The organism is Dactylosporangium sp. CA-092794 (genome assembly GCF_050948465.1).
GTDB lineage: Bacteria > Actinomycetota > Actinomycetes > Mycobacteriales > Micromonosporaceae > Dactylosporangium.
The window spans coordinates 2,392,243-2,409,744 of sequence record NZ_CP192044.1 but is presented as its reverse complement, the minus strand read 5'-3'; the positions used below and the strand labels follow the sequence as shown (position 1 = coordinate 2,409,744).

Annotated in this window: 17 protein-coding genes and 1 riboswitch; of the genes, 10 read left to right on the top strand and 7 right to left on the bottom strand. The window is 72.4% G+C overall.

Annotated elements, in window-relative coordinates:
* Position 1: 1 nt before the first annotated feature.
* Positions 2-1,924: an asparagine synthase (glutamine-hydrolyzing) gene (gene asnB, locus ACQPXD_RS10595; protein WP_432837221.1), complete on the bottom strand. Its 1,923-nt coding sequence runs from the start codon at positions 1,922-1,924 to the stop codon at positions 2-4.
* A 177-nt stretch (positions 1,925-2,101) separates the two neighbouring features.
* On the opposite strand from asnB, the gene ACQPXD_RS10590 reads away from it, so the two are divergent.
* The gene (locus tag ACQPXD_RS10590) at positions 2,102-4,216 is read left to right on the top strand and encodes a transglycosylase domain-containing protein (RefSeq protein WP_432837219.1); all 2,115 of its coding nucleotides are present in this window, start codon (positions 2,102-2,104) and stop codon (positions 4,214-4,216) included.
* Positions 4,217-4,654: 438 nt separating this feature from the next.
* Here the strand turns inward: ACQPXD_RS10590 and ACQPXD_RS10585 are convergent, their stop codons facing one another.
* Positions 4,655-5,551, bottom strand: a complete 897-nt coding sequence (locus tag ACQPXD_RS10585; protein ID WP_432837217.1) for a C39 family peptidase — start codon at positions 5,549-5,551, stop codon at positions 4,655-4,657.
* A gap of 7 nt (positions 5,552-5,558) precedes the next feature.
* Positions 5,559-5,693: riboswitch (cyclic di-AMP (ydaO/yuaA leader) on the bottom strand.
* A 310-nt stretch (positions 5,694-6,003) separates the two neighbouring features.
* Here ACQPXD_RS10585 and ACQPXD_RS10580 point away from each other — a divergent pair.
* A complete protein-coding gene (locus ACQPXD_RS10580; RefSeq protein WP_432837215.1) occupies positions 6,004-6,993 on the top strand; it encodes a peptidase M23 in 990 nt (329 codons plus the stop codon).
* A gap of 86 nt (positions 6,994-7,079) precedes the next feature.
* Here the strand turns inward: ACQPXD_RS10580 and ACQPXD_RS10575 are convergent, their stop codons facing one another.
* On the bottom strand, positions 7,080-7,448 hold the full coding sequence (locus ACQPXD_RS10575; RefSeq protein WP_432837213.1) for a PH domain-containing protein: 369 nt from the start codon (positions 7,446-7,448) through the stop codon (positions 7,080-7,082).
* Positions 7,449-7,502: 54 nt separating this feature from the next.
* Here ACQPXD_RS10575 and ACQPXD_RS10570 point away from each other — a divergent pair, with 54 nt between their 5' ends.
* The 5 genes from ACQPXD_RS10570 to ACQPXD_RS10550 all read left to right on the top strand — a co-directional run bounded on the left by ACQPXD_RS10570 (position 7,503) and on the right by ACQPXD_RS10550 (position 12,328).
* Positions 7,503-8,621: a M20 family metallopeptidase gene (locus ACQPXD_RS10570; protein ID WP_432837212.1), complete on the top strand. Its 1,119-nt coding sequence runs from the start codon at positions 7,503-7,505 to the stop codon at positions 8,619-8,621.
* Positions 8,618-9,475 carry a GNAT family N-acetyltransferase gene (locus ACQPXD_RS10565; RefSeq protein ID WP_432837210.1) on the top strand — a complete coding sequence of 286 codons (858 nt, stop codon included), beginning with the start codon at positions 8,618-8,620 and terminating at the stop codon, positions 9,473-9,475. Before ACQPXD_RS10570 ends, ACQPXD_RS10565 begins: the two co-directional genes overlap by 4 nt.
* 101 nt (positions 9,476-9,576) lie before the next feature.
* Positions 9,577-11,094, top strand: a complete 1,518-nt coding sequence (locus tag ACQPXD_RS10560) for an MFS transporter (RefSeq protein ID WP_432837208.1) — start codon at positions 9,577-9,579, stop codon at positions 11,092-11,094.
* 8 nt (positions 11,095-11,102) lie between these two features.
* The gene (locus ACQPXD_RS10555; protein WP_432837206.1) at positions 11,103-11,744 is read left to right on the top strand and encodes a TetR/AcrR family transcriptional regulator; all 642 of its coding nucleotides are present in this window, start codon (positions 11,103-11,105) and stop codon (positions 11,742-11,744) included.
* Complete coding sequence (locus ACQPXD_RS10550; protein WP_432837204.1) at positions 11,741-12,328, top strand: DNA-3-methyladenine glycosylase; 588 nt, start codon at positions 11,741-11,743, stop codon at positions 12,326-12,328. The genes ACQPXD_RS10555 and ACQPXD_RS10550 overlap by 4 nt, the downstream gene beginning before the upstream one ends.
* Positions 12,329-12,686: 358 nt before the next feature.
* On the opposite strand, the gene ACQPXD_RS10545 is transcribed toward ACQPXD_RS10550, so the two are convergent.
* Genes ACQPXD_RS10545 through ACQPXD_RS10535 form a run of 3 tightly spaced genes read right to left on the bottom strand, consistent with a single transcriptional unit; the run spans position 12,687 to position 14,613 of the window.
* Entirely contained in the window at positions 12,687-13,382 is a 696-nt protein-coding gene (locus ACQPXD_RS10545) for an ABC transporter permease (RefSeq protein WP_432837202.1), read from the bottom strand.
* The gene (locus ACQPXD_RS10540; RefSeq protein ID WP_432837200.1) at positions 13,379-14,257 is read right to left on the bottom strand and encodes an ABC transporter ATP-binding protein; all 879 of its coding nucleotides are present in this window, start codon (positions 14,255-14,257) and stop codon (positions 13,379-13,381) included. Before ACQPXD_RS10540 ends, ACQPXD_RS10545 begins: the two co-directional genes overlap by 4 nt.
* A complete protein-coding gene (locus tag ACQPXD_RS10535) occupies positions 14,254-14,613 on the bottom strand; it encodes a GntR family transcriptional regulator (protein WP_432837198.1) in 360 nt (119 codons plus the stop codon). Before ACQPXD_RS10535 ends, ACQPXD_RS10540 begins: the two co-directional genes overlap by 4 nt.
* 84 nt (positions 14,614-14,697) lie before the next feature.
* Between ACQPXD_RS10535 and ACQPXD_RS10530 the strand changes: the two genes are divergently transcribed.
* Entirely contained in the window at positions 14,698-15,141 is a 444-nt protein-coding gene (locus ACQPXD_RS10530) for a hypothetical protein (protein WP_432837196.1), read from the top strand.
* A 57-nt stretch (positions 15,142-15,198) separates the two neighbouring features.
* Here the strand turns inward: ACQPXD_RS10530 and ACQPXD_RS10525 are convergent, their stop codons facing one another.
* Positions 15,199-15,411, bottom strand: coding sequence for a DUF4236 domain-containing protein (locus ACQPXD_RS10525; protein ID WP_432837195.1), 213 nt, complete (start codon positions 15,409-15,411; stop codon positions 15,199-15,201).
* A 146-nt stretch (positions 15,412-15,557) separates the two neighbouring features.
* On the opposite strand from ACQPXD_RS10525, the gene ACQPXD_RS10520 reads away from it, so the two are divergent.
* Both ACQPXD_RS10520 and ACQPXD_RS10515 read left to right on the top strand, forming a co-directional pair.
* Positions 15,558-16,709, top strand: coding sequence for an Ig-like domain-containing protein (locus ACQPXD_RS10520; RefSeq protein WP_432837193.1), 1,152 nt, complete (start codon positions 15,558-15,560; stop codon positions 16,707-16,709).
* 15 nt (positions 16,710-16,724) lie between these two features.
* Complete coding sequence (locus ACQPXD_RS10515) at positions 16,725-17,186, top strand: cupin domain-containing protein (protein WP_432837191.1); 462 nt, start codon at positions 16,725-16,727, stop codon at positions 17,184-17,186.
* The last annotated feature ends 316 nt before the right edge of the window (positions 17,187-17,502 follow it).

Sequence of the window (17,502 nt, the reverse complement as noted above, 5' to 3'; positions counted from 1 at the left end):
ATCAGACCGTGGTCTTGCGCGGTTCGCTCCGCGGTTTCTGGACGGGGATCGTCACCGAGCCGTCGACGAAGATGCCGTGCCACAGGCAGAAGGAGAGGAGAATCCAGAGCTTTCTCGCATGATCGGCGTCGCCGCGTTCGTGTTCCTTGAGGAGCTCATGGGCGTAGTCCAGGTCCAGCAGGTGGCCGGCGCCCGAGGTGGAGAGGACGTGGTGGGCCCATTCGGCCAGTTCCGTGCGCAGCCAGCGGCGGGCCGGCGTGGGGAAGCCCAGCTTCGGGCGGTCGGTGATGAAGTCGGGGACGATGCCCTCCATCGCGCGGCGGAGGGCGTACTTCGTGGTGCGGCCGCGTTTGGGGACCTTCAGGGTTTCCGGGAGGCGGGAGAGGACCTCGAAGACGCGGCGGTCCAGGAACGGCACGCGCAGTTCCAGGGAGTGGGCCATCGACATGCGGTCGGCCTTGGTGAGGATGTCGCCGGGCAGCCAGGTGTTGACGTCGATGTGCTGCATCGTGGCCACGTCGTCCAGGAGAGCGGCCTCCGCGTAGAGGACCGCCGTCACGTGCGGGTGGCCGATGGCCGGGGTGCCGCGCAGGAGCCTGGCCTTCTCGGGGTCGGACAGGACGCGGGCGTTGCCGAAGTACCGCTGCGGCATCGGCGTGGTGGCGCGCTCGAGGTAACTCTTGCCGCGGACGCCGGCGGGCATGGCCCTCGCCAGGGTGCGCAAGGCGCGCTGGAGGGGAGCGCCCAGGTGCTGGACCGGGGCCACTGATCTCGGCTCGCGGTAGATGGTGTAGCCGCCGGCCAGCTCGTCGGCGCCCTCGCCGGACAGGACGACCGTCACGTGTTCCGCGGCGGTGCGGGCCAGGAAGTACAGCGGCACGATCGACGGGTCGGCGACCGGGTCGCCCAGGTGCCAGACAATCCTCGGCAGGGCCTCCATGACCTGCTCCGGGCGGACGATCGCGGGGATGAGCTCGACGCCGAGGCGCTTCGCGGAGCGTTCGGCGATCTCCAGCTCCGAGTAGGCGGTGGCGGTGTCGAAGCCGGCGGTGAAGGCCTGCAGGCGGGGGTGGATCTCGGCGGCCAGGGCGACGATCGCGGTCGAGTCGATGCCGCTGGACAGGAAGGCGCCCACCGGCACGTCGGCGCGCAGGTGGGCGCGGACGCTGTCGCGCAGTGCCGCGCGCAGCTCGGCGACGGCGGCGGTCTCGGTGATCGTCGGGTCGGGGCGGAAGGTCGGGCGGGCGTAGCGGCGCACGATCGGGGCCCGGCCGAGCTCGCGCACCAGCAGGCCGCCGGCGGGCAGCCGGGCCACGTCCCGGTGCAGGGTGTACGGCTCCGGCACGTACTGCATGGTCAGGTACAGCGACAGCGCCGTGCCGTCCAGCTCCGCCGACGCGTGCTCCAGCAGCGGCGCCTTCTCGCTGCACAGCCACAGCCCGCGCGGGTCCGCCACGTAGTAGAGCGGCTTGATGCCGAACGGGTCGCGGGCCGCGTAGAGCGTGTCGTTCTCGGAGTCCCACAGCGCGAACGCGAACATGCCCCGGAACCGGTCCAGGGCGGCCTCGCCCCAGTGGTGGAACGCCGCGGCGAGCACCTCCGAGTCGCCGTCGGTGGCGAAAACCGCGCCGTGGTCCCGGATCAGCTCCGCGCGCAGCGCCTCGAAGTTGTAGATCTCGCCGTTGAAGACCAGCGTCCAGCGGCCCGCGTCCGGGCCGGTCGGCGGGTAGCGCAGCGGCTGACGGCTACCCTGCCGGTCGATGATGGCCAATCGCTTGAAGCCGGCCGCCACGCCGAGACCGATCCGTTCCAGCGCCATGTCGTCGGGGCCGCGGTGGTCGAGCAGGCCGAGCTGACGCTCCATGTGGCCGAGGGTCTCGGCGGTGATGGTGGAGTTGCCGACGTACATCAGGAAGCCGCACATGGCGTCCAGCCGAACAGAGGCCAGGCACATGGACGGGCGGTTGCCCGGCCGCCCATCCGGACGCTCGCCCGGCAAGGTGCCACGGGTGAAGTCGGCGCCGCGGCGGTTAGCCCGAAGGCCCGCCGGGTAGCCGCCGCGCTGCTCGCGAACCGCCCGTCGTAGCTGGGAGACCACGCAATGCGCCTCGCCCGTGCCGGTATCACGTTGCTCCGCTTCGGCGGCAAGGTCCTGCGGCTGCTGCTGTGCGGGATCCTCGCCGGGCTGGTGGTCGCCGCGGCCACGCTGCCGCTGGCGCTGGCGACCGGGGGCGCGGCGAAGGCGGGCAGCGACACGTGGGAGAACCTGCCGACCGACCTGGCCATGCCGCCGCCGGCGCAGACGACCTACGTCTACGCGAGCGACGGCAAGACGCTCATCACCACGTTCTACGACGAGAACCGGCGTGACATTCCGCTTGATCAGGTGGCGACGGTACTGCAACAGGCCGTCGTCGCGGCCGAGGACACCCGCTTCTACCAGCACCACGGCGTCGACGCGCGGGGCGTGCTGCGCGCCTTCGTGTCCAACAGCCGCGGCCAGGCGCAGCAGGGCGCGTCGACGCTGACCATGCAGTACGTGCGCAATGTGCTCAAGAACGACGCGAGCCTCACGCCGCAGCAGCACCTGGACGCGCTCGCGGACACCCCGGCGCGCAAGCTGCGCGAGATGCGCTACGCCGGCGCGCTGGAGAAGCAGATCAGCAAGCAGCAGATTTTGCAGCAGTACCTCAACATCTCCTACTTCGGGGCGGGCGCCTACGGCATCTACGCCGCCGCCGCGACGTACTTCGGCAAGACCCCGGCCGACCTCACCCTGCCCGAGGCGGCGCTGCTGGCCGGCCTGCTGCAGTCCCCCGACGCCGACAACCCGATCACCGGCGACAAGGCCGCCGCCCTGCAGCGGCGCGCCTACACGCTCGACGCGATGGCGAAGATGAAGACGATCACGCCCGCCGAGGCGGAGGCGGCCAAGGCCGGCGAGCTCAAGATCAGCCAGCAGCGGCTGCCCAACGACTGCGCGTCGGTGGCGCAGGAGCACAACGACTGGGGCTTCTTCTGCGACTACTTCCGCCAGTGGTGGAACAGCCAGCCCGAGTTCGGCGCCTCCACGTCCGAGCGCGACGAGAAGCTGCGCACCGGCGGCTACACGGTCGTCACCTCGCTGGACCCGGGCATCCAGGCCACCGCGCTGGAGCAGTCGCTGCGGGTGTACGGCTACGGCAACGCCCGCTCGCTCCCCCTCGCCGTCGTCACGCCGGGCACCGGGCGGGTCCTCGCCATGGCCGTCAACCGCCACTACAGCCTCGAGGCGAACCCGGATCAGCACCCGGCGTACCCCAACACCGTGAACCAGCTCGTCGGGGGCGGCGCCGGGGTCCAGGGCTACCAGGCCGGCTCGACGTTCAAGATGTTCACGATGCTCACCGCGCTCGAGAACGGCCTGCCGCTGAGCACCTCCTTCAACGCGCCGGCCCGGCTGGTGACCATCTGGCCCGGCAGCGGCGCCGGCTCCTGCGGCGGCCGGTGGTGCCCGGCCAACGACAGCCCGAGCTGGATGGACGGCAACCGGTCGATGTGGACGGGGTTCGGCCGCTCCGTGAACACGTACTTCGTGTGGCTGGAGCAGCGGGTCGGCGCGAAACGCGTAGTGGAGATGGCGCAGCGGCTCGGCATCACGTTCCGGGCCGAGGGCGACCAGACGATGGCCGGCAAGGCTGACGAGTGGGGCTCGTTCACGCTCGGCAACGCCTCGACCACGCCGCTGGAGCTGGCCAACGCCTACGCGACGGTCGCCGCCGGCGGGCTGTACTGCCAGCCCCTGCCGGTGCTGTCGATCACCGACCAGGCCGGCAAGCCGGTCGAGGCGGCCGCGCCGAAGTGCAAGCAGGCGGTCGACCCCGACGTGGCCGCGGCCGCGACCGACGCGGCGCGCTGCCCGGTCGGCAAGGGCTCGGTCTACGGCAAGTGCGACGGCGGTACGGCGGAGGCCGTGTCCGGCATCCTCGGCGGGCGCCCGGTCGCCGGCAAGACGGGCAGCTCGGAGTACAACTCGACGGAGACGTTCGTCGGCTTCACGCCGCAGGTGGCGGCGGCCGGGATCGCGGTGAACCCGGACAACCCCAACGACTCGGTCGGCGGCGGCGTGTCCAGCTCGGTCAACCAGGCGGTCGCGGTGACGATGGCGGCCGCGGTGCGCGGCCAGCCGGTCAAGGGCTTCCCCGCCCCCACCCGGGCTCGCGCACTGGGCGGCTGACGCCCACATCCCGCACGTCGGGCGCTGCACGCGGCGCAGCGACCGGAAGTCTCCGTGATCATGCGCAACTGGCACCGACACCAACGGTTTTTCATGATCACGGAGTGCTGATGTACCCCCGTGTACCACAAGTCTCCGGGATCATGGCAAACCCGGTGTGCGGTCACCGCAGACATCATGATCACGGAGACATACGTCCGGCCCGGCCGCGCGGATCGCAGGGTGCGCCCGACGGGTGCGACATCCGCACCGGTTTGCCGTGCCGCCCGGGGGTCGGCGTCGATGATCGCTTGTGTCCCGCCGGATATCAACTGGCACGATCAGGCGCTGGCCTCATCCACCGCGCCGGCGGACGCGACGTGGCTGAGCCCTTGCGGGCGGATAAATCCAGACGCTGGCGCGTCCGGATTTATCCGATATTTCCGCATATGTTGGCAATCAGGCTGAATAGCCGCGGAGGGCGATCCAGTCGGCCAGCTTGGCCGTGGTCAGCGGGTACGAGCCGACGCCCAGCGCGTCGGCGGGGTCGGCGATCTGGGCGATCTGCCCGTTGTCGCGGTAGCCGACGACGGTCAGGAAGTGCCCGTCCGGATACGAGTGCGCGTGCCCGTTCTCGTCGGTCGTCGACCCGGCGATGTTGGCCACCACCGCGTAGCCCTGCGAGATCGCGTTGACGAGGTCGGCGCGCAGCTGGTCGACGTCGGACTGGGTCGCCGACTGCCCGCGGATGAAGTGCGACTTGTAGAAGGACGTGCCGAGGTACCCGTTCAGCGCCCGGGTCGTGTCGTCCGCCGAGTTCGTGCCGTTGACCGTGGTGCCGAGCTTCTGCGCGACCTCCGACTGCGACGGGGTCAGCCCGCGCGCGGTGAGCGCGATCCGCGTCGCCGCCGGCCCGCAGAAGTAATAGTTCTCCTGCCAGGCGAACTGGTACGACACGTCCTTCTGGGCCGGCGGCGCCGTGCTGGCCGGGGCCGACGGCGACGGTGCCGCCGCGGCGGTCGTCGCGGCCGGGGTGGGCGCGGCCTTGGCCGCGGCGGTCGGCTTGCCGGTGGTGGCGGTGCCGCCCTTCGTGCCGGTCTTCGCCGGGTCGGGCGGGGCCTGTCCGCGCTGCCTGGCGAGCTCGGCCGCGGTCGCCGCCCCGGCGGATGACTCCGCCTCGGAGAGGGACTGGGCGTCGGCGGCGGTCGCGGTCGTGGCGGCGCCGCCCGACTGCTGGAGAGCGGCGACGCCGACGCCCGCGGCGACGGCGAGGACGGCGGAGGCGGCCGCGATCGGCAGCCGGCGGGCGGAGGTGGGTTTGGTGGGCGAATGCCGGGGTTTGTAGAGGTACGGCACGGGTACCTGCTCCTTCCGGGACCGCCTACCGGGTTAGCTGACGGGTTCGGGCGGGAAGATCGCCCTACCGCGGACGGCGGATTCACCCCAGGTACCTGGGTCCCCGGCTCGTGCCCAGGGCACGACTCGGCGGATCCGCCGCGGAGTCGCCCCGCGGCGAACATGGGCCACGACGGGTGCGTAGACGGTAAACGGGCCGGTCAGAGGCCATTTCACCCCCCGGGTGATTCGGCCACCGCGCGATCCGGAGCCGCGCGGCCCGCCGCCTGCCCGGAGGCCGCCGGGCCGCCGCCTTTGTACGGAATGCGCGAAATGCAAGGAACGCGGACGGCCCTATGACCACAGGCCGCCCGGGACATCGGAGGCGCGCGGACGGGGCTGTGCCCATAGGCCGCCGGGCCGTTTCTCATGCCCGGAATCACCCGCTCGGGAGGCCGGGCTAGCCTGCCCGGATGCACGACAGCGCCGACGAAAAACCGCAGCTCAGCGATGGTGCCAACGGCAAGCCGCGGCACCTGCGGCTCCGCCGATTCCGGCACGCGACCCACTGGCTGGTGGCGTTCTTGCCGCCCCGCCGCCTGATCCGGGCGGCCCGGGGCCTCGCGGCCCAAACCGGCCGGTTCAAAGCCGCCGTCCCGAACCGGCTCGGCTCGGCCCTCCCGGCTCGCCTCACCTCGGCCCTCCCCTCCCGGCTCGGTGCCGCACTGCCCTCCCGGCTCGGTGCGACGCTGCCCTCCCGGCTCGGGGCAATGCCGGCCGGTGCCCGCCAGGGCGCGGTGGCCGCGCTGGTGGTCGCGATGGCCGCCTTCGGGTTGTCCACGACGCTGAGCACTCCGGCCGGCCGCGGCGGCCCGGCGGGCTCAGGATCGGCGCTGGTCGCCGACGCCGACCGGGCCAGCACCGGCCCCGCCTCGCGCGACTACGACCGGGCGAAGCGCGCCACCGACCCGGCCACGCGATCTTCCAAGGCGCCGGCGCCGGCCGCGTCGAGTCCCGCGCCCGCGGCGAAGCCGCCGGTGCCGGTCGGCGGCCTGACGCAGGCCGAGATGGACAACGCGGCGGCGATCGTCGACGTGGCCCGCCACGAGCGGCTGCCGGCCAAGGCCGCGGTCATCGCGGTCTCCACCGCCCTGCAGGAGAGCCACCTGCGCAACCTGGCCAACGCCAACCTGCCCGCGTCGCTGCAGCACCCGAACGAGGGCGTGGGCTACGACTACGACTCGGTCGGGCTGTTCCAGCAGCGGCCGAGCTGGGGCAGCGTCGACCAGCTGATGAACCCGCACGAGTCGGCCCGCCGCTTCTACGCGGCGCTGCTGTCGATCCCCGGCTGGGGCGACTACGCGGTGACCGTCGCCGCGCAGATGGTCCAGCGTTCGGCCTTCCCCGACGCCTACGCCAAGTGGCAGGGCCTGGCCGAGCAGATCGTCGACCAGCTGCTGTAGGACCTGCTGAATCCCGAGATCCGTAGACCCGTAGACCCCTGAATCCCTGACCCCGGCCCGGCGCGCGGTGCGCCGGGCCGGGCCGTCTACTGCCCGGCGTAGTGCAGGATCACGTTGTGGATGTGCTGGGTCTTCTCGACCCCGCGGACGTCGACCTCGTAGGTGTGCGTGCCGACGTGCACGGCCACCGTGCCGCTGCTGAAGAAGCTGCCCGCCCACGACTTGTTGCTCACCACCGAGACCGCGGTGACCTTGCCGTAGGGGATGGAGGTGATGGCGACCCGCTTGCCGACGAACGACCGGTCCTGCAGGATGACCCGCCGATCGGTCAGGCCGATGAAGCCCGTGCCGACCCCGACGGCGTCGTAGACGGCGATGATGCTCTCGCCGGGCAGCAGGCCCGACGCGATCTGCTCGTACTGCTCGCGGCGGTCGTACTTCGCCTGCTGTGCCATGACCCCAACGTACCGACCCCCATCAACATGCGCCCGGGCCGCTACCGTGGGGGGATGACGGCGCTGGACACCTTACGGGTCAAGCTTTCCGACGATGCCCCCATCATGCGCGACGATCTGGCCGAACTGGTCGGCGTCGAATCGCCCTCCGCCGATCCCGAGGCGCTGGCCCGCTGCGCCGACGTGGTCGCCGCGCTCGGCCGGCGCCACATCGGCGAGGCGCCGGAGCGGATCCTCGTCGCCGACCGGCCCCACCTGCGCTGGCGGTTCGGCGACGGGCCGCCGCGGGTCGTGCTCATCGGGCACTACGACACCGTCTGGCCGCGCGGCACGCTGGCCCGCTGGCCGTTCTCGGTCGACGGCGACCGGGCCACCGGGCCCGGTGTGGTCGACATGAAGGGCGGGCTGGTGGTGCTGTTCCACGCCCTCAGCGCGCTGCCCGACCTCGACGGGGTGGCGGTCGTGGTCAACGCCGACGAGGAGATCGGCTCGCCGACCTCGACCGCGCTCATCGAGGACACCGCCCGCGGCGCGGCCGGGGCGCTGGTGCTGGAGGGCAGCTCCGGCGGGCGGCTCAAGGTGGCCCGCAAGGGCATCGCCCACTACACGGTCCGGGTCACCGGGCGGGCCGCCCACGCCGGCAACGCACCGCACCGCGGCATCAACGCCGGCGTCGAGCTGGCCCACCAGATCCTGCGCATCGCCGCGCTCGGCGACGCCGGGCGGAGCACGACCGTCACGCCGACCGACGCCGTCATCGGCACGACCAGCAACACCGTGCCGGCGGCGGCCCGGATCAGCGTCGACGCGCGCTCGTTCGACCAGGACGAGCTGCGCCGGGTCGACGAGGCCCTGCGCGGCCTGGCCCCCGTGCTGCCCGGCGCCGCGGTCGAGGTGGACCTCGGCCCGGCCCGCCCGGCGCTGCCGGAGTCGGCCTCGGCGGAGCTGTTCGCGCTGGCCCGGCGGCTGACCGGCGACGCGGTGACCGCGGAGGCGGTCGGCGGCGGCTCCGACGGCAACCTCACCGCCGGCATCGGCGTGCGGACCCTCGACGGGCTGGGCGCGATCGGCGGCAACGCGCACGCGGAGGGCGAGTGGATCGAGCTGTCGAGCCTGCCGGAGCGGGCCGCCCTGGTCGCGACCCTGACCGCGGCCATCGGGCGGGACGAGTGACCGGCGAGGTCGCCCGGGCCTGGGCCCAGGCCGCGCAGGCCGCGGACCGCGTCGGGGTCAAGGTGGTGGAGCTGTCCTCGGCCGCGGAGCTGACCGAGTGCTCGGCGCTGCTGCAGCGGGTCTGGCGGGCCGACCACCCGGCCGAGGTCGCCTCCACCGTGATCCTGCGTACGTATGCGCACTCCGGTAACTACGTCGCCGGTGCGTACCGCGGCGAGGCGCTGGTCGGCACCGCGATCGGCTTCTTCGGCCGGGGCGGCGACGCCGGGGCCGCCGGCTGGCACCTGCACTCGCACCTGGCCGGGGTCGAGCGCGGCGGCCACGGCCAGGGCGTCGGCTTCGCCCTGAAGCTGCACCAGCGGGCCTGGACGCTGGCCCGGGGCGTGCCCGAGGTGCACTGGACCTACGACCCGCTCATCCGGCGCAATGCGTACTTCAACCTGCAGAAGCTCGGCGCCGACGCGGCCGAGTACCTGCCGGAGTTCTATGACGCGATGACCGACGGCATCAACAGCGGCGACCTGAGCGACCGCATCCTCGTGGTGTGGCGCCTCGCCGGCGCGCGGGCCGAGGCGGCGGCCGCGGGCCGGCTCGCGGAGGCCGACCTGACCGGCGCGGTGGCCGCGGTCTCGCCCTCGCCGGACGGGACCGAGCCGGTCGCGCACGCCGTTGCCGCGGCGGGGGTACGCACGGTGGCCGTGCCCGCCGACGCGGAGGACCTGCGCCTGCGCGACCCGGGCGCGGCGCTGCGCTGGCGGCACGCGGTCCGCGACGCGATCCTGGACGGTCTGGCCGCCGGGCTGCGGGTCACCGGCATCTCCCGCGACGGGCGCTACCTGCTGGGAGGCGCGTGAAGACAGTGTGACGACCACCACAGAACGGACTGACTTTACAGCCGTTAACTGACGTGCCTAATCTTACGGACGTAAACACACGTCCGTAAGGAGTCTCTGTGATGCCCGAGTACCCCCGCCGCTGGGCCGCCCTGGCGGTGCTCAGCCTGGCGCTCATCGCCGTCAGCCTCGACACCTCCGTGCTCAACACCGCCCTGCCGTCCCTGGCCCGCGCCCTGCACGCGGGCACCTCCGACCTGCAGTGGATCACCGACGCGTACACCCTCGTCTTCGCCTCGGCACTGATCCTGGCCGGCACCCTCGGCGCCCGCCTCGGCTCGCGCAACGCCCTGCTCGGCGGGCTGGTCGTCTTCGGCGGCGGCTCCGCGGTGGCGGCCCTGTCCGACTCGCCCGGCCAGCTGATCGCCTGGCGGGCGGTGATGGGCCTCGGCGCCGCGTTCGTCATGCCGGCCACCCTGGCGATCATCACCCGGATCTTCTCCCCGCAGGAGCGGCCCAAGGCGTTCGCCGCCTGGTCGGCCGCGGCCGGCGTCGGCGTGCTCGTCGGCCCGGTCACCGGCGGCGCCCTGCTGGAACACTTCTCCTGGAGCAGCGCCTTCTGGATCAACGTGCCGCTGGTCGCCTTCGCCGTCGCCGCCGTGTTCGCCGTCGTCCCCGCCGTGCCGGCGGTACGCGGCGAGCGCCTCGACATCCTCGGCGCGGTGCTGTCCACGGCCGCCGTCGCCGCCCTGGTCGACGCGATCATCCAGGCCCCGTCGCGGGGCTGGGCCGACGCCGTGACGCTGGCCGAGTTCGCCGCCTCGGCCGTGCTGCTCGCCGCGTTCCTGCTGTGGCAGCGCCGGGCGGCCGCGCCGCTGGTGCGGCTGGACCTCTTCGCCAACCGGACCTTCGCCGTCGCCGCACTGTCGCTGGCCGTGGTGTTCTTCGCGCTCTTCGGGACGCTGTTCGAGCTTTCGCAGTACCTCCAGCTGGTGCACGGCTACAGCCCGCTCGTCGCCGGCCTGGGCGCCATGCCGTTCGCCGTGGCCATGGCGCTGACCTCGGCCACCTCGCCGCTCATCACCCGCCTCCTCGGCGTGCGCGGCACCCTGGCGCTGGGCCTGCTGCTGGCCGCGGCCGGCCTGGTGCAGCTGTCCACCACCGGCGTGCACACGCGGTTCTGGGTGATCGCCGCCGGTACCGCGGTCATCGGCCTCGGCATGGGCATGCTGATGGCGCCGGCCAGCCTGCAGATCAGCGGGTCGGTCCCGGCGCGGTACGCCTCGATGGCCAGCGCCCTCAACGGCGTGATCCGCGAGCTGGGCGGCGTGCTGGGCATCGCGGTGATCGGCACCGTGGTCTCCTCGGCGTACCGCTCCTCGGTCGGCGACTCCATCGGCGCCGCCGGTGCCGACCTGCCCACCGCCCACGGCGTCGCGGCCGCCCTGCCGGCGCCCGCCGCGCAGCACGTCATCGAGGTCGCCGACCGCGCCTTCACCGACGCGATGGACCGCGGCGCGCTGATCGCGGCCGGGATCGCCCTGCTGATGGCGGTGACGGTCCTGGTGGTCCGCCCTCCGCGCGCCGCGACCGGCCCGGCCCCGGCGCCCGCGCCGGAGCTCGCCGCCCAGGCGGCATGATGGGTCGCATGGAGGTCCAACAACACCGCACCCGGAACCGGCGCGGCGAAGGCGCCCTGCTGCGCGACGAGATCGTGGCGGCGGCGGAGCGGCTGCTGGAGCGGGAGGGCGACGAGGAGGCGCTCACCCTCCGCTCGGTGGCGCGGGAGGCGGGCATCTCGGCCCCGTCGATCTACAGCCACTTCGCCGACCGCCAGGCGATCATCGAGGCCGTGCTCGACATCGCCTTCGAGCGGCTGCGCCGGCTGGTCCTGGACGCCGCCGAGGACGCGAGCGACCCGGTGGAGCGGCTGCTGGCGGGCTGCCAGGCGTACGCCGGCTTCGCGATGAACGATCCGGCGCGCTACCGCGTGCTGTTCGGCCGGCAGGCGGCCAACCGCCTGCAGATCGCCCCCTTCACCGACCTCGGCGCGCTGCCCGAGATCTGGGAGCGCCGGCTCGCCGCGTTCAAAGTTCTGGTCGACGCGCTGGCCGCGTGCGTGAAGGCGGGCCGGTCGGCCAGCACCGACCTGTTCGCCGACGCCACCACGCTCTGGACGTCGCTGCACGGGGCGGTCACGATCCGCCAGTTCTGCCCCGGCATGCCGCTGCCGCCGCTGGACCGGACCGTCGACGATCTGGTGCGGCGCATCGGGCAGATCCGCCCGTGACCCTGCTCGACGCGCTGACCGGACCGGTCGAGGCGGCCGCCCGCGCCTTGCTGGGCTGCCGCCTCACGGTCGGCCCGGTGACGGTGCGGCTGACCGAGGTGGAGGCCTACTCGGGCACCGGGGAAGATCCTGCCTCGCACGCACACCGCGGCCGCACCCCGCGCAACGCCATCATGTTCGGTCCGGCGGGGTACGCATACGTCTACTTCACCTACGGCATGCACTACTGCCTCAATGTCGTGACCGGCACGGAGGGCACCGCGTCGGCCGTCCTGCTGCGCGCCGGCGAGGTGGTCGCCGGCCTGGAGCGGGCGCGGTCCCGCCGCCCGACCGCGCGCACCGACGCCGAGCTGGCCCGCGGCCCCGCCCGGCTGTGCACCACGCTGGCGATCGACCGGTCGTTCTACGGCACGTACCTGCTGGAGGGCCACCTGAGCGCGCCGGCCGCCCCGCCCGGCCCGATCTCGACCGGCCCGCGCGTCGGCGTCACCGGCGCACACGACCTCCCCTGGCGCTACTGGCTGACCGACGATCCGACCGTGAGCGAGTACCGCCGCCACACCCCAAGACTGCGCAAGATCTGACTCGCGGCATCGCGACCAGAACTCTCCGCGATCATGCGGTAGTCGCCGCCGTATCGCCCGTTTTCCATGATCGCGGAAGAATTATGTACCCATAGGTACAATATGGTTCCACGATCACGAGAAACCCGCCGCGCGCCGACGGGAGTCGCATGATCGCGGAGAGATTTCGTCGCCGCCGCAATCGCCGGCCACTTCTGCCTCTCCGGCGACGGGCTGGACCGCGGCCGTGGCCGGGGCGACGGGCTGGACCGCGGCCGTGGCCGGGGCGACGGGCTGGACCGCGGCCGCGGCCGGCAAGTCCGGCGCGCCGGCGCCGGACTCATCGGGTTGGAGAGCCTCATCGGCTTCGGGAGCCTGGTCAGGGGGTGGCGCGGCGCAGGAACAGCCAGCCGGCCGCGGCCAGCAGGGCCACCAGCAGCAGGGGCCAGCCCGCGAACAGCGCCAGCGGGTTCGCGTGGGTCAGCCAGCGGCCGATGGCCGGCCAGCCGTTGAACTTGTACAGCAGGGCCGAGCCGCCGCCCAGGACCACGGTCAGCACGGCCGAAGCGGTGAAGACGCCGTTGGTGCGCCAGCGGTGGTACACGACGCCGATCGTCACGCCGATCAGGGTCATCAGCAGCATCGGCACCGCATAGATGGCCAGCTGGGCGGGGATCGAGTGCTCACCGATGAAGCCCAGGCCGAAGAAGCGCAGCCGCAGGCCCCAGCCGTTGGTGGCGGCCTCGATCGCCTGCAGGAGCACCAGGAGCACCGAATAGCTGACGGTCTGCGCGGCCACGAACAGGCCCAGGCCGGCGGTGAACTCGCGGCGGGTCACGCTCATGCCCAGCGCGAACGGGAACTGCTGCGTCACCGAGACCGCGCCGAACACCAGGGCGGTGATGTAGATGCTGGCCAGGGCGCCGGTGATCGGGTCGTCCGGGACCTGCTCCGCGATCGAGGCGAACAGGACCAGGTTGACGGCGAACGCGATGCTCAGGATCGCCACCGGCCACAGCAGGGCGTCACGGCGGCCGAGAGCCTGCAGGCGGGCGATCGCCACGATCCGGTTCATGACACGTGCTCCTTCGCGTCGGCGGTGGTGATGCGGACGACCAGCTGCTGCAGCGACACCGGCTGCAGCTCGACGCCGGCGGCGCGGGCCTGGCCGGGCTCGACGCGGCCGCGCACCGTCGCGCGGGTCAGCGTGCCGAGGCGCTCGCGGTGCAGCTCGTCGGTGTTGACGGTGAGGGCGTCGACGGCGCCGGCCGGGCCGGTCAGCGTGACCACCTGGCCCCGCAGCGCGTCGGCGCTCTCGTCGAGCACGAGCCGGCCGCGCTCGATGAGCAGGACGTGCTCGATGAGGTCGCTCACCTCGTCGATGAGGTGCGTGGAGAGCACCACCGTGCGCGGGTGCTCGGCGTAGTCGGCCAGCAGCCGGTCGTAGAAGAGCTGGCGGGCGACGGCGTCCAGGCCCAGGTACGGCTCGTCGAAGAACGTGAGCGGCGCGCGCGAGGCCAGCCCGAGCGTGACGCCGAGGGCCGACAGCATGCCCCGGGACAGCTTCTTGATCTCGCGCTTGGCCGGCAGGGCGAAGTCGTCCATCAGCCGGCGGGCGAACGCCTCGTCCCAGTGCGGGAACAGCAGCCGGCCGGCGAGGAGCGCGTCGCGGACGCGGAAGCTGTCCGGGTACCGCTGGCTCTCCTTGATGAACGACACCTGCCGGAGGACCTGCTCGTTCTCGTAGGGGTGCGCGCCGAACAGCTCGACCGTGCCGCCCGAGGCGATCAGCTGACCGGTCAGCACCTGCATGAGGGTGGTCTTGCCCGCGCCGTTGCGCCCGAGCAGGCCGTAGATGCCGCCTTCGCGCAGGTCGAACGTCACGCCGTCGAGGGCGGTGACGGAGCCGAAGCGCTTGGTCACGCCGCGGGCGCTCACGATCGGGCTCATCGGGTCTCCTCGTACCGCTCGATCATCGACTTCAACTCGGTGGTGTGGATGCCGAGCTTCGCCGCCTCCGCGAGCAGCGGCTGCAGGAACTGCTCGGCGAACTGGTCGCGGCGGCGCTGCCGGAGCTTGGCCTGCGCGCCGGGGGAGACGAACATGCCGATGCCTCGCTTCTTGTAGAGGATCCCGTCGTCGACGAGCTGGTTGACGCCCTTGGCGGCGGTCGCCGGGTTGATCCGGTGGAAGGCGGCGAGCTCGTTCGTCGACGGCACCTGCGACTCCTCGGCCAGGCCCCCGTCGATGATCGAGTTTTCGATCTGCTCCGCGATCTGCAGGAAGATCGGCCGCCCGTCGTCCATCAGCGGTCCGGGTTCATCGGTTCATTACTCATGTAACTAACCATGCAACCGACGAACCCGGGTGTCAAGGGCTATGTTCGATGCATGGCGACAGTGGGGTTCGGGCCGAAGATGGCGTGGCTGGCGGTGCGGGCCGAGGCCGAGCCGGTGATGGCGGCCCTCGGGCTGCGCGACCTGGGGGTCGTGGACCCGCGCACCGGGCTCGACCTGGCGCACTTCACCGACGACCGGGTGGTGGTCGCCACGGTCGAGAAGTGGACGCTGGTCGCGGGGAAGTGGCTGTTCCGCTGGAGCGGCATCGCGGCGCTGTCGATGCGGCTCGGGGCCGAGGTGCAGTATTTCGCCACCGACCGCAGCCTGGTCGTGCACCGGTGGGCGCGGGCCTACGGCGCGGACGTCTTCATGTCCGACGAGGACGCGCTGGTCGACGAGCAGGACGTGTTCCGGATCGCGGCGGAGTGGAGCGTCGACCCGCGCGCACTGCCCGTGGCGTCGTTACATATCGCGGCGGTACCCGCGCCCGAATAATCTTCCGCATGGCGAAGGGCGGCCGCGATCCACGCGCGGCCGCCCTTTTCGCCGGCCTCAGCTGCTGCGCTTGCCCTTGCTGCGCCAGGAGAACGGCCCGGGCAGGTCGTAGCGGTGCGCCCGGGTGCGCGAGTTCCACGACCAGCGGCCGATCTTCAGCCCCCACGAGGAGAACCCCTTCGGGGTGAAGTTCAGCATCAGCGGGCCGATGCGGAACGCCTTACGGAACAGGATCGGCAACGGGTCCTCCTCGGGGATGGTGTCCGCCATTCAGGATGACCCATGCCCGCCACCCCGGCACCGCAGGGGTGGTCATCGAGTTCGGTAATTCCCACCCGGGCTCACCCGTTTGCGGCTGCCGCGCTCGCCCGGGTCGGCACCACGATGCCCCTTATGCACAGACAACGGCAGAAAACATGAAGGGGTCCGGCCGGCGGACCGCGACCGCGCTGCTCGTGCTCGCGGTAGTCGTACAGCCGGCCCTGACCGCGTGCCACGGCTTCCCGAAGAAGCACACGGCGACCAAGTCCACCGCGCCCCCGCCCAAGCCGGCGGGGCTGGCCATCACGCCGGCGGCGGGCGACGCCGCGGTACCGATCAGCACCGAGATCGGCACCAAGGTCCAAGACGGGCGGATCACCGACGTCACCCTGGTTGATGCGGGGGGCCAGCAGGTGGCCGGTGAGGCCCGGACGGACGGCTCGTCGTGGGTGCCCTCGGGGGCGCTGCGCTACGGCACGTCGTACACCGCGAAGGTGACGGCGGTCGGCGCGGACGGCAAGCCCGTCACCCGCCAGGTGACCTTCACCACGGCGGCCAAGCCCACGGGCCAGGCCGTCACGTCCGACCTGCAGCTAACCAACGGCGGCACCTACGGCGTCGGCATGCCGATCGTCGTGGAGTTCGGCGAGGAGGTACCGCCGGAGTCGCGCGCCGCCGTCCAGCAACGCCTGTTCGTCACCAGCGACCCGCCGCAGCCCGGCGCCTGGCACTGGTTCAACGGCCGGCAGGTCATGTACCGCCCGGAGCAGTACTGGCAGCCGGGCACGAAGATCACCGCCCGGAAGCTCCTCAACGGCGTCAAGATCGGCGACGGCCACGCCGACGAGGACTTCTCCGCGTCGATCACCATCGGCCGCAAGCTCACCATCGACATCGACGACAACACCAAGCAGCTGACGGTGTACCAGAACGACGCCCCGATCAAGGCCATGCCGGTCAGCCTGGGCAAGGCGTCGACACCCAGCTCGAGCGGCACCACCGTGATCATGTCGCGGGAGGCCTCGACGGTGTTCCGCACGCCCGAGTACACCACGCCGGTCCAGTACGCCATGCGGCTCACCTGGGGCGGCCAGTACATCCACGCCGCCCCGTGGTCGGTCGGCGACCAGGGCAGGCGCAACGTCTCGCACGGCTGCACCAACGTGTCCACCGCCAACGCCCGCTGGCTCTACGAGAACACGCTCGTCGGCGACCCGGTCGTCACCCGCAATACCGGGGTGCCGCTCGACCCGGGCGACGGCTGGACCGCCTGGGACATGTCCTGGGCCGACTACACCAAGGCCTGATAGGAGGAACACAACATGGAAGTCCTGCGCGCACCGACCACCAGCCGCCCCGCGCCGCAACAGCGCTACTCGGGCGTGGCCTGGATCGGCCGGGACGTGACCGCGCTGGAGCCGTCACGCTTGTCGACGTTCCACGCCCAGTTCAACCCCGGCGCCCGTACGGCGTGGCACCGCTGCCCGTACGGCCGCGTCCTGCACATCCTGCACGGCGTGGGCCGCGTCCAGCGCCGCGGCGGCCCGGTCCACGAGGTCCGCGCCGGCGACACGGTGGTGGTGGCGGGGGGCGAGTGGCACTGGCACGGCGCCGCTCCGCACACGTTCGTCGCCGTCGTCTCCACGCACGAGACCGACCCGGACGGCGCCGAGACCGAGTGGGGCGAGCAGGTCACCGACGCCGAGTACCAGCAGCCACCCCGCTCCGCCGCGATCCGCATGCCCGACGAGGACCGCGTCCCGACCCGCGAGGCCTGCTGGTAGCTCTCGTATACATCGGTGATTTCGGTTAAATCCGGACGCTGGCGCGTCCGGATTTAACCGACTTATCCCCTGCCGGGCGATAAATCGAGACTCAAGTGCCATCGGGGCATCTGTCCGGCACCGACTCGGCCTCGCCACCGCTTCGCCGCTTCGCCGCTCCAGCATTACGCCGCGCAGGCACAGCCGGCACGCGATCGACAGCGGCTCGGTCACGCTGGCGGGCAGCAGCACCTCGGGCCAGCGGCCAGCGGGCGGCCAGCGGCCAGCGGGCGGCCAGCGGCCAGCGGGCGGCGGCGGGCAGCGGGCGGCCGGCCGG

Excerpts from the sequence above, each read along its gene's own strand:
- ACQPXD_RS10540 (WP_432837200.1), bottom strand. The coding sequence starts at position 14,257 with ATGAGCCCGATCGTGAGCGCCCGCGGCGTGACCAAGCGCTTCGGCTCC.
- asnB (WP_432837221.1), bottom strand. The coding sequence starts at position 1,924 with ATGTGCGGCTTCCTGATGTACGTCGGCAACTCCACCATCACCGCCGAG.
- ACQPXD_RS10570 (WP_432837212.1), top strand. The coding sequence starts at position 7,503 with ATGACGGCGCTGGACACCTTACGGGTCAAGCTTTCCGACGATGCCCCC.
- ACQPXD_RS10545 (WP_432837202.1), bottom strand. The coding sequence starts at position 13,382 with ATGAACCGGATCGTGGCGATCGCCCGCCTGCAGGCTCTCGGCCGCCGT.
- ACQPXD_RS10525 (WP_432837195.1), bottom strand. The coding sequence starts at position 15,411 with ATGGCGGACACCATCCCCGAGGAGGACCCGTTGCCGATCCTGTTCCGT.
- ACQPXD_RS10530 (WP_432837196.1), top strand. The coding sequence starts at position 14,698 with ATGGCGACAGTGGGGTTCGGGCCGAAGATGGCGTGGCTGGCGGTGCGG.
- ACQPXD_RS10520 (WP_432837193.1), top strand. The coding sequence starts at position 15,558 with ATGAAGGGGTCCGGCCGGCGGACCGCGACCGCGCTGCTCGTGCTCGCG.
- ACQPXD_RS10575 (WP_432837213.1), bottom strand. The coding sequence starts at position 7,448 with ATGGCACAGCAGGCGAAGTACGACCGCCGCGAGCAGTACGAGCAGATC.
- ACQPXD_RS10535 (WP_432837198.1), bottom strand. The coding sequence starts at position 14,613 with ATGGACGACGGGCGGCCGATCTTCCTGCAGATCGCGGAGCAGATCGAA.
- ACQPXD_RS10590 (WP_432837219.1), top strand. The coding sequence starts at position 2,102 with ATGCGCCTCGCCCGTGCCGGTATCACGTTGCTCCGCTTCGGCGGCAAG.
- ACQPXD_RS10560 (WP_432837208.1), top strand. The coding sequence starts at position 9,577 with ATGCCCGAGTACCCCCGCCGCTGGGCCGCCCTGGCGGTGCTCAGCCTG.
- ACQPXD_RS10515 (WP_432837191.1), top strand. The coding sequence starts at position 16,725 with ATGGAAGTCCTGCGCGCACCGACCACCAGCCGCCCCGCGCCGCAACAG.
- ACQPXD_RS10580 (WP_432837215.1), top strand. The coding sequence starts at position 6,004 with ATGCACGACAGCGCCGACGAAAAACCGCAGCTCAGCGATGGTGCCAAC.
- ACQPXD_RS10555 (WP_432837206.1), top strand. The coding sequence starts at position 11,103 with ATGGAGGTCCAACAACACCGCACCCGGAACCGGCGCGGCGAAGGCGCC.